10 protein-coding genes are annotated in these 11,195 nt (G+C 38.7%); 2 read left to right on the top strand and 8 right to left on the bottom strand.

Going from position 1 to position 11,195, the window contains the following annotated elements:
- The 4 genes from hxsC to L1D50_RS17320 form a co-directional block, all read right to left on the bottom strand.
- A partial coding sequence (gene hxsC / locus L1D50_RS17335) for a His-Xaa-Ser system radical SAM maturase HxsC (RefSeq protein WP_239966488.1) occupies positions 1-1,102 on the bottom strand: 1,102 nt, incomplete at its 3' end.
- The gene (gene hxsB, locus L1D50_RS17330) at positions 1,095-2,477 is read right to left on the bottom strand and encodes a His-Xaa-Ser system radical SAM maturase HxsB (RefSeq protein ID WP_239966487.1); all 1,383 of its coding nucleotides are present in this window, start codon (positions 2,475-2,477) and stop codon (positions 1,095-1,097) included. The genes hxsB and hxsC, both read right to left, overlap by 8 nt.
- Positions 2,478-2,502: 25 nt before the next feature.
- A complete protein-coding gene (locus tag L1D50_RS17325; protein ID WP_239966486.1) occupies positions 2,503-2,772 on the bottom strand; it encodes a hypothetical protein in 270 nt (89 codons plus the stop codon).
- Positions 2,760-3,632: an endonuclease gene (locus L1D50_RS17320; RefSeq protein ID WP_239966485.1), complete on the bottom strand. Its 873-nt coding sequence runs from the start codon at positions 3,630-3,632 to the stop codon at positions 2,760-2,762. The genes L1D50_RS17325 and L1D50_RS17320 overlap by 13 nt, the downstream gene beginning before the upstream one ends.
- 298 nt (positions 3,633-3,930) lie before the next feature.
- Between L1D50_RS17320 and L1D50_RS17315 the strand changes: the two genes are divergently transcribed.
- Entirely contained in the window at positions 3,931-4,506 is a 576-nt protein-coding gene (locus tag L1D50_RS17315) for a hypothetical protein (protein ID WP_239966484.1), read from the top strand.
- A gap of 28 nt (positions 4,507-4,534) precedes the next feature.
- Positions 4,535-6,415 (top strand): hypothetical protein, encoded by a 1,881-nt coding sequence (locus L1D50_RS17310; RefSeq protein WP_239966483.1) that lies wholly within the window; start codon positions 4,535-4,537, stop codon positions 6,413-6,415.
- A 148-nt stretch (positions 6,416-6,563) separates the two neighbouring features.
- Here the strand turns inward: L1D50_RS17310 and L1D50_RS17305 are convergent, their stop codons facing one another.
- The 4 genes from L1D50_RS17305 to L1D50_RS17290 form a co-directional block, all read right to left on the bottom strand.
- A complete protein-coding gene (locus tag L1D50_RS17305) occupies positions 6,564-6,806 on the bottom strand; it encodes a hypothetical protein (RefSeq protein WP_239966482.1) in 243 nt (80 codons plus the stop codon).
- A 931-nt stretch (positions 6,807-7,737) separates the two neighbouring features.
- Positions 7,738-8,622, bottom strand: a complete 885-nt coding sequence (locus L1D50_RS17300) for a TniB family NTP-binding protein (RefSeq protein WP_239966481.1) — start codon at positions 8,620-8,622, stop codon at positions 7,738-7,740.
- Positions 8,623-8,624: 2 nt separating this feature from the next.
- Positions 8,625-10,487 carry a Mu transposase C-terminal domain-containing protein gene (locus L1D50_RS17295; protein WP_239966480.1) on the bottom strand — a complete coding sequence of 621 codons (1,863 nt, stop codon included), beginning with the start codon at positions 10,485-10,487 and terminating at the stop codon, positions 8,625-8,627.
- Positions 10,484-11,131 (bottom strand): TnsA endonuclease N-terminal domain-containing protein, encoded by a 648-nt coding sequence (locus L1D50_RS17290; protein WP_239966479.1) that lies wholly within the window; start codon positions 11,129-11,131, stop codon positions 10,484-10,486. Before L1D50_RS17290 ends, L1D50_RS17295 begins: the two co-directional genes overlap by 4 nt.
- Between the last annotated feature and the right edge of the window lie 64 nt (positions 11,132-11,195).

Genomic DNA, 11,195 nt, shown 5'->3' with positions numbered 1-11,195 from the left:
ATATAATCCTCAGTTCTGGGTTAGTCCATCTATTTTTCTGGGATATGAAGAAACCACCACAATCTGGCCTTAATAGGCAGCTTGAACATTCTTCATCGTATGTTGCTTTCCAATCGCTAATTGATTTGCAAGCATGATTTCTAGCGGGCTCAGGGATTTGACATAAAGGGTAGTTAAACAAATTAATTGGCACTCTATATGTATTCTCGAGGGCTAGTGTCTGAATCAATATTTCGGAATAATCTTGAGGCGGTAAATACACATAGCTCCAATTTTTTTTTGCCCACCCCTCTTGCTCTAAGTTCATTATAGAAATACTAACTATATTGTTAAGTGTATTTAAAGCCATCTCCGCTATGCTTGGTAGCTGTTCAATATTCATTTTTGTAGGGATAATTCTCAATTCGATAGCTAAGCCAGAATTGCCTGCATTTATTAGCCCGTCTATTGTTTCTTCCCAGGCACCATGTTCGTTAACAAGGTTGTCATGAGTGGTACTATCCGTCCCGTAAAGAGGAATTCCTAAAATCACATTCCGATGCTCAATAAGCTTTTTAAATTTCTTCGTAAACTCAATATCCTTGAAAGCACGCCCGTTTGTTAGAATGTGAAGTGGCGACTGGCAATCTGCATGGTTCAAAGTTTTCAGGAGGTTTAATGAAAGGTGCTTGTTTAGTAAGGGTTCGCCACCAGTAATTCCAATATAATCGTTGGAGTTAAAAGCGATAATTGCCTGAGCTGCAAAAGCGTACAAAATACTATCATCTATTTTTCTTGGCGGTTGAGAACAGAATAAACATTGGTTATCGCACTGTTCCGTTACCAATACTGTATTCGAGTTTGCAGTCCTACTTAAGATTACCCTTGCATTTCCTTTTCCATCTAATAGCAAAATATCACCATGCTCGGTGTGTCTATCTATCTCAGAAGAGCAGATAGAGATTTCATGTTCACTATTATTGTTTTGATTTGAAGTAACCTCAATCGTGGGGAGAAAACTGGTCGTAAGTGGTTTTTCTCCTGCCTTAACAATCTGTGCTGGCCCAAATATTCCAGCAAGAGATTCATTGAAATAATTGTCTATTCGCATAACTTTATTCATATGCAAGCCATTGCTGGAAAACGTATTCACTTGAGGGGTCTTGTCTTAATTTTATAACTAAATCAAATACCTTTTTATGTAATTCGCAAAAAGCTGATTTAGACTTATTGCCAATAGGTTCACCTTGCTCTTGAATATGATAAATAGGATCTGAGCCGCAAGCATTTTGATAAACGCAGTCAGAGCACCCAGGAATATCAAAATTAAACGATTGAGAAAGCAAATTACTTGAAAATGAAGTGTCTAGGTTAAGTTGGCGTGTTTCAATAGTACCTAAAACTAATTCTTCGCCTCCGTGCCTTCTATAAATCATCCTGGCCTCATCGCTGCCGAAGATATTACCTGTGTAATCTATGATTAAACTCTGTTTGGCATACCCTGCTGGTGACATCAAATCGACATACCCACCATGAGCCGCATTTATCAGTCGTTTATAGTGGATGAAGAAAAAGTGTTCTATAACCACACGGCCTTGTTGAAATTCTTTTATCAGTCGTAGAATTAAATTTTTTAAAAAGTCTACAAACTCGTCTACAGAAACAGCACTTGAAAACCTTCCTGCTGCAAAACCAAATGAACTTACGGGTCTGACAAAGAGGTCTTGAATCCCAAGTTCAATGTGAGTATCAACTAATTCATTGAAGCTATTTAACCCCTCATTAGTAACGGTCGTAACGGTTCCTAGCCTATCATTGCCCAGTTTTTCTTTAATAAGTAAGGTATTTCTTTTCATTAACTCAAATGAATTCTTTTTAATTAATCTTCGATGCTTATTGTGTGCATAACTGCCCGAATCTATTGATGTAGAAAAACCAATGTTCTTTTCTTTAACGTAGTCCAAGATTTCCTCATCGACTAAAGATAAACTTGTAGCAATTACGATACTGAAATTATCTTCACTGACTTTTTCTGCAAATTGTTCATAAAACATTTTGATGAAATCTAGAGCTAATAATGGCTCCCCTCCTTGAAATTCAATCTTATAGGGGGGTGTTTCGACCTTCAGAATAAACTCTATTAAGTTTGGAATTAAAGATAAGGGTAGATCAAAACCTTTATCATTAAGATTTGCTCTGCTTACTTGGCAGTATGTACAGCTATGGTCGCATCGCAATGTAGGTACAATCATAATAAGACGCTGGCCTTGCAAATCTCTATTTAAATTTTTCGAAAAAGCTGATGCTGTTAACTTTACCTTCGATTCGAAGTCGCTTTCTGAAGAAATAAATAGTCCCTGCTCTAAGGGTTTAGATAAAGACTTGGGGACTGACCCTTTCACTAAGCTAATCAGATCGTTTTTTGATTCTAACAGGAAGTAATTGTTCACGAGGTTAGAGATAAGTACTTGACCTGAGTCAAGCTCTCTAAAATGCATCGGAAGTAACTTATATCTCTCCATTTTACTCAGCCAGCCCTAATAGAGATTTTTTAATTATTGCAGCCTTAAGAGCGCCTAGATCTAGCTCTAACATATGTCTGAGAATATAGTCATTGAGATGCTGCTCGAAATTAACCCTAAAGTTTGGAATGTTTGGTGTCTCTTCGTAATGGATATGCCAGGTGGATTCATCTTGAGTGACATAAGCTTTCGCCGAGTGATCCATCCAGTATAATGCTTGCCGAAGGGGCTTTTCATCTACATTGCATTTCATATAAGTTATTGTTGGCATTTTGACCCCCAAATATCTCTTGCCCATGATGAGTTGTCTATAAAGGGGTTTCTATTCCCTTGTATGGCCATGACCTTATTATTTCTTTCGATTTCAAAGTTTGAAACTGGAAATTCTGTGTGCCATTTAAGGAGGGTACAAAGGTCGCCAATCCAAGGCTGTGAAGCCTTTTCATTCTTATCCATTAATACAAGGTCCGGCATTTTTTCATATTCGTTCAGTTCATTAACTTCATACCTGACCGCCATATAAAACAGCATACGTGCTACTTGGCCTTTAGCTTTATCGGAAGGTTCAAATGACTCGTTAACTTTGTCTAGTCGTATTGATGTCGGTACTTCTGAACCATCAGCTAATTTATCATTTATTATTTCTCCGCCGATATCGTACCCATAGTTACTATGTAATCCATTTATGTTTCGGTCCGCAGGTCTGAGATGATGTAAATCTGTGTAACCTGCCTGGGACTTTTTAGAAAAACCTCTAGATTTTGGCCACACATGCTCACGATCCCATAAATCATGTTTTCCTGAGCCTCTATTAGCCTTTGTAAATGGCCGAGTTTCATCCAGATAAAGCATATGCACCTCGCCACATTTTGGATTTACAGGGGGACAGGATGAGTCAGCAATAAGCAACGCTTCCCATACATCCATATTTTTACCATCAAACCAGTCTTGGTTATTTGGGTCCGTATATGGCAGTACTTTGTGATTATCTATTATTTTGTGCAATGCATCTTTCAACGATTCACCCGTTAACCCCTGTGCTTGAGCGTAATAATTGAAAGGAATGTGGGCAGTAGAACTAAAACTTTGTAGCAAAAGCAACAATGCTGTCATTGGTATAGCTTTAAACATGAGAGATCCTTCCATTCACATAATTATAATAGCAGGCTAAAAGTTATCCAAGTCAGGTGCAAGTTGTTTTCCTTTATGGAAACACGAATGTAAGAAGCTCAATAGGTGATAATAGTGCTCTTTGCTATCGAATAGTGAGATTTATGTATTGAAACTGAGTGCAATTCCATTGTATAAAAACTGTAGGTAAGGCAATTCCTTGAGACCCACAATAAAATTTGCCCAAATTGTATCAATGCTAATTTTCATCATGAGTTTTGTTTTGGCGGTGGGTGCCAACAAAAGAAAGGATAATCATATGAAACATGTAGCACAGAGTTTCACATTAAATATTGCTCACGGTAACTTATCTGAAGAAGTCCTGTTAAAAACCACACTGAAAGAGTATGCAAGAGCTTTGCGTGAAAGGGATAGGAGTAGTAGAGGTTGGCGCTACTATTTGCATAAAGCAGCGGAAGATTTTGACCTGAAAAATTGGCGCGAAGTAGACAATATTGTCTCTAATAAGAAGCAACAGGGCGATTGTCTTGAGGAGTTATACTGCTCATTGAACTCCGATTTTGGGAATGAAGATTACTACTTTTTAAGTATTAATTGGAAAGACCATTTGTACTTTTTTTCCAAATGGGAAGGGTGGAGCAAAGATGGTTATGAGCTACGGAGTGCAGTTCCTGTAAGGGGTGATACCGTTTTAGCTCTGGTTCGAGAAGACTTTAATCAAAAAATCTATCTAATTGACAGCTTTTCACAATTATTCAAATGGAGATATTGCTGGCGAGGAAATGCTTTAGTTAATGAAAGGCTGCTTAAAGCGTTCTGGCCAAAAGTTCTCCAGCCCAGAGTAGCACTTAACTTTCGCAGTTTGTGCGGTTAGAAAAAGTCATTAAAAGGAAGTGCTGAGAATGATGTATAGGAAAAAAGTTGCGGCTTTGTATGAATTTGCATTTAATCATGTGCCTCAGCACTTACTTGAACAGTCAACAATCTTAGGGTTTGGTAAGATCGGCATTGATAATGTGTCAGACGATAAGTTTTCAATTGACACCATCATAGCGCCGGTTATTGAAGGTAAAAGAAGTTTAGAGCATGCTTATCGTTTACCAGTGAATATTTCTAATCTTGGCTTTTTAGCATCAAGAATGCCTATTATTAGCGGAAAGCTGAGAGGGCGTGAGGTTAAGAATCAATTTTCCATAAGAGTAGATCTACTGCGTAACTATAAGCCTCAGCTTTGTAATTTTTCAGAGTTACCAATAGATGATAAATGGTATTCCAGGTCATTCAGAGATAAGTTTAGCGACATATTCGGATCTTTTTACTTAACAGCAGAAGCGATAAGGCATGATACAAAAAAGAACATTAAGGTATTTATACCTTGCTCAGAGTTATTGAGATTCTACTATCCACATACTTCTCTTGTTGAAGCAGCATTTACAGGAAGGCTAGCAAGACAGGTGCTTTATAATCCTGATATGGAGTTAAATAAAGATGATAGGCCTTTCGTCCAACTGCGCAAAAAAATCCCAGACGTATGCGCTCCACATGTTGGTAGAATAAGACATTCTGACTTTGCTGAAAAAGCATTTGAAAGGATTTACACGGACTCGATTCATAGTGTTCCTCTAACAAATAACGGACACAGACTATTGAAGGTTTATCCGCCACTTCAAGGTGAGGTAGACTGGGTTGTTGAAGCTAATGAGCTTGAATGTGGCTCGCTCTTGATTAGCGGAATATATCAATGTAGTGGCGCATTTCCGTTTAACGAACTTATGTTCGGGAGGGACAATGACGGTCGAACATTTGAGGGTCGAAAGCAATCTGATTACTTGAACCCTTTTCCTATTCACAAACCAGCATTTCCTTCAGATACAGATTTAGATGATCCAAACTCCCCATTGCCAATTTCACTAGGAGGTATGGCTGAAGTTCAAATTGAAACATTAGATATAGAGTTCGACTTTGAGCAGGATACGCCAAATTTTGGGGGGCTATTAGGCTTATCAGTTAAAAAAATAGAAAAAATGGCAGTTAAGGACCCTGAAGTAATGAATATCCAAGTATATGTGGGAGAAAAAGCAGTTGCCGGTGTAGTTGCCTCTGGGTACTTAAGAAATGATAACCAAGATAAATTTGCAAAAGCAGAAATATCGATGGGGTCTGTCAAAAAAAGTTCAGTCGATTTAGAAAAGCGAAGCGCAAGTTTCTTTGATGCATTTGACGTTTTCCAAAACGCTATTCATTCACTGAAAGGTGAATATCACATCTCTTGGCGGAAAGCTTCCGTATGGCGCATACCAACAAAAAATAGCTTTTATCTGAATGCGTTTTTACCGAAAGAAATTGGGGATAATGATTTTCTGATGTTAGGGAAAAGAGACTTTGAGCAAAGCGGACCAGAGCGAAAGTTTGAATTGACTCGGAAATTTGTTATCGCGGAATTGTCATTCGGAGATAAACATGTCTATTTCGTTGACTTTGAAAAGAAGAAGATGAATGCACGAGACGGGAGTGGCAGCAATCGAGATAGCACTTCAGTTTTATTCTTCTACGATACTGAGGGAGATTATCTTAGTAACCAGCAACTTAAGAAAGTGATTTTAGACTTTACTGTAGACCGTTCTGGGTGGCCAGATAATGAGACGCGCTTTCGCTTACAGCATAACGATGATGTTGAGAAATTTGCGGATAAACTTCATCGAAAAGCCAATAAAGCTTTTAATGATTGGGACGCTCAAGTAAGCTCTGAAAACTTAAACCAGAACAATCCGGGGCCAGTATAGGTGTTGCGCTAGAATTTTGTTTTATTATTGCCCGTAATGGATTTAAATGACTTTCAAATGAAGGCTGTTCACTCACAATTATAGAATTAAGGTAAGTACTTAAGCTTATTTTTACACTTTCTAGAACGTTTTGTTGAAAATGGAGTTATTATTTCCAATGAAATTTCTTTGTAGAGTGATAGCCTGCCTTAATTGATTTGATGATTTGGGTTCTCGACTCGTTATGTTGGCATGAACGTGCTAAGCCAAGTGCTTCCGCAATATTAGGGTAACTAACTTCATAGCCTCTGCGTTTCAAAAACATTGCCGCAGACTTAAATTCTGCGTCACTAGTCCAATAAGGTTGTCGCTTCACCTGATAACGAAGGACTGTATCAACCCAAAAAGGCACACCTATTTCGTTAATGTTGAACGCTATTTTATTTAGTTCTAGGTTTGAGCAAGTGGATAAGAAGGTTTCCGGCCAATGCCTAAGAAGTAGCCCGATGGAAGATAACAGCTGACATCTCTCTACTGGTGTGAAGTGACAAAAGGTTTTTATGTTGTTCCGTTGATAGGACAGCTGTAGCCCAAAGTATTCTCTTACTCTTACCGCGGTTTTGCAGCGAAAAAATGGTTTTAGTAAAGTCCAGACTCCTGCTATGAAGAGAGGCATCAGGACTGGACTATTTTGCGATATGTGGACCCAGCTAGATTCTATACCCGCACTTATGAGATTACAGACATAAAGTAGGTGTTTATCATCTGCTACAGTGAGACTCTCAGCAGACGAAAGTGGAAATCGACAATTATAGCATTCAGCACAGTCTTCAGTACTGTAAGATACCCGATGGAAATTTACAGGTTTATAGCACTTTGGGCAGCAAGCATGAAGTACGCATTTATGGATTAAGCAAATAGGCATGAAACTAATACGCCAAAGGTTTTTGAAGTGTGCAACTTTATGCTCACGCAGACAAGACGGACAAAACTGTATCCAATTGCATGTAAATAATCGGCCAGCACAATTGGCTGGTAGTAAGTAATGGGATGCGAATAATTGATTTAATTCGATAAAATGATGTCGAGCGTAGTTTGTTGTATATAGACTTGATATTAATTCGGTATCTACATTTGTTAGTTGACTGAGAGTTGTCTCGGGGTGGAGAGAAGAGCTACCATTGACACAACCACTCCAAACATCAAGTCCTGATAAAACTATCTGTGTAAACTGAGTTGGATCGCATAAATTCGCACGTGCAACTCTTGTTAGCCAAGATAAAAAGAGCTCGTTTTCAAAAGGCTTTGGCCTTGCTGGTAACAAACCTTCAGAAGACATTTTGCTAACCAGAAATACCAGTATAACGCCTGCGTTCAGGTGTTAGCCAATCAATACTTCTCAATATATCTAGAGTGATTCGCTCTTCTCCTGAGTTAATGGCTTTAATCGCAGAGCGAGTGAGAATTTCATTTATCTCACCGATCCAACCTGAACTCATTGAATATACTTCGGTCGCAATAAGCTGTGACTGCAGATCGGAAGGTTGCTCTAGAGGTATAATTAATTCAAACGTCGCTAACAACTTTCTATAATCAGTGTTTAATTTCCATTGAGGCAAAACAGCAGGCTCGAAGCGGTTTGCTAGTTGACCATCGGAGACAATAGCCGTGTGCGCTTCCATCGTACCAGCACCGACAATAACAACTTGTGTCGTATTACCAATGTACTTTAATGTATCTAAAAGCTGTGCTTTCTTTAGCTTGGTTGTGTTCATTAGCACATGAAGTTCATCAATTATCAGCATCCTAACCCCAAACCTTTCAAAAGCATCAAATACTTTGCGAGATTTAACTTCTTTCTTATAGCTATCTCTGTAAGGGATGTGCATGGCCTGAAGTATTAAAGAGTAAATCACATCGGGAGTTGGTTCTGAAGGAATCTCTATACTTACGACAGGGATAACCAAGCTTTCAGAATCATAGTTTTCATAGGATGGGTGAGACTTTATAAACCTTTTTAGCAAGAAAGACTTACCATTGTTTGTATCAGATTTAATCAAAAGATTTGGCATTCTATGCGTTTTAGGATGGTTCAGTAAATCCTCCATTTTTGCCAGAACTTTATTTGCTGCACTGTAACCGATCCATTTCTTTTTCTTCAGTTCAGCAATGCGCGTTTCTTTCGGTAAGTTGAGTAGCTGTGCGACTTTAGGTTCTAAATGGTTCATTTTCACATATCCAAATCAATATCATCGTAGGCATTCACCACCTCCCAGTCGTCAAGCTCTGAATTCTCCGGTGAGGTATCTGTGCTGTTGGCAGGTGAAACATGTGCAACTGCTTTTGGAGCTTGGGCCTTTCTCTGGCGCATTCGACGGGTTGCAGTAGTCTCTTTGTTTGCTGACTCTTCTATTTCTTTTAGCTCCCGTTGAGCGAGAATAATTGCCTGTTCATCAATAGATTGAACCCCTTTTCTTTTGAGGTGTTTTTGAATCTTTGATAGTTCAAATCGAGTCATGTTGGGGGCATCGCGATAAACCCTCGGTATTTCCAAATACTCTTGAGTATCGGGATCTAAAAAGTATATGTATTGAATTTGATGTAATTCATATTTAACAACAAATTTATTGTCATCAGTAGGCGCATTTACTCCAATCCAGCGAGCGATAGAGGGGTGGAAATAAGTAACGTTGTCAATAGTGATGCCATATCGTTGCACAGTTCGTTTCTTAAAAGGTAAGAAATCAAGATACAGTCTACGCTCATCTTCAATTATATCTGGCAACCCATGCATGGGCATTTCATCACCAAAGAATAGACCTTCTTCCCACTTTGCAAGTGGTGACATATTTAAATCTGAATGTGTACGCATGTGATAGTACTTTGTTATATAAACCGTTAGCCATTTATGAAACTCATCGAAAGTAAACACAGCTCTTCCTTCCGAATCATATTCACCCCGATCTTCAGGGTTTCGGAATGTGCTCCCTTTAAGGTTAGATATGTCTGTTTTGACCGTTCTCATCAAGCGCTCAACATGTCCACCGTAGTCAGGACGTCCAAGTGGCCTCCAATTCAATGCGATGGAATATTCATGACACGCTCGATCGACTGATTTGCTCCTAAAATCAGGCCCGTTGTCGGCGTGCACAGTTCTCATTAACCCCCAGCATGGCCACGATGCGTCAATACCAATATTGAATAAAAACTTTTCTTTTCTACAAATGCTCTGCGTTAAACATAGAGCGACAGAAGTTGCGCTAGGCGCTTCTAGAGATAGATAAAACCCTGTAATAACCCGACTGTATATATCAATAGCAAATGTCACCCATGGCCTGCCAATAGGCTGTCTATCTCTGTCATCTACAAGGATCACATTTGGTTTAGTGTGGTCTATTTGAATACAGTCTAATGGGAATGTACCACCAGGAAATTTGCCAGTTGAAGAGCTATGTTTACCGATAAGCTGTTTATTCCCATAACGATGTAAAGCTATTGCTTGTGGGGCGATTTTATTAACTCTTCTTGTAAACGAGGCAAGAGAGCAAGGTTGAAGGCTTGCTTTTTTACAATCGAAAAGATAGTCATCATAAGCTTGCCTAATATTGGGCCTTTCAAGTTTAAGGAAATCTCTCTGAATACATATGTCTAGCAGTTTATCTTGTTCTTTTGATAGCCTTGACTCGCCTTTATCAGCTCTTCTTTTATTAATTAGAGATGAGAGCTTGCCTGAATCTCGATACCTTTTAAGCCAACGATAAAGTGTTGCTTGTGAAGTATCATGTTTTTTAGCTGTTTCAGCGACATCTTGCTCGGTGCAGTTAGGGCCAAGATCTAATAGATTCTGAATAATACGCAAACGATTGTTAGCTGTTTCCCATTCTTTTTCTGTTAAATCTGATAGATCAATTTTAGGAGTCGTATTAATTTGTTTGGCTACAAATGGCCTTATCTCGCTAACAGGGACTTTATCTAGCTCTCCAGAGGTTTGGTTGACACAAAGTACGTACTGTAAATTGAGTATCCTAGTTATTTTGTGCTTTTCACCACGCCATAAAATTGGTGAGCCGACTCTCAAGGGTACAGTAGTCATACAGTCTCCCAAATATCATTTGATATTGTAAGTGATGAGTGCATTGAAAGTGGGTGTTCTAGATTGGTGTGAACAGAGCCATTGGATATTAATCGCCAAAGAATAGGTGCCGCTTCAGCACGTTTCATACGACAACAAAAGCATGCTGCAAGTAGTTCCCTTGGGGATGAAGAGCCTAGGTCAATAAGAGTATCAAGTAAGACTTTGCCAATAGCACTTTCGACGGGAGATACTGTTCGAGAAAAATGAGAGAGGAATTCTAAATTTTTAAGCAAAGGCGTTCTGATCTCTTTATCAGTGATAAGCTTAAATCGGATGTTGTTATCACGGCAATAATTGATGGCTGCCTTATACTTAGGTTTAAGCTTAGCCCAGTTTTTACTAAGTTCATCTCGATATTTAACTTCGTAAAGGGTTTTGCTCTTATCAGTAAATTCAACTAGTACATCGGGTGTATAGTACTGTTTGCCAAAGTGTATAGTTAATGGCTGTTCTTCAAAATGCAAAACTTTATCATTGTGCTCCAACAAGAATATAAAGTCTCTTTCAAGAGATGATTCAGCATCAGCCATTCTATTGAGCTTTGTACTGGGAACTCTGGCGGTTAAGTTGCAATATCCAGCCTGTATTTTTCTTACTGGCATAACTCCCTCTCATGCTAATTGAAAAATTGAAATCTACTATCATTTAATATGAATTGTATTATCA

Origin of the sequence: Pseudoalteromonas sp. Isolate6 (assembly GCF_022398435.1) — a bacterium.
Lineage (GTDB): Bacteria > Pseudomonadota > Gammaproteobacteria > Enterobacterales > Alteromonadaceae > Pseudoalteromonas > Pseudoalteromonas galatheae.
The sequence above is the reverse complement of the archived record's forward strand: the minus strand, read 5'-3'. Positions and strand labels throughout refer to the sequence as shown.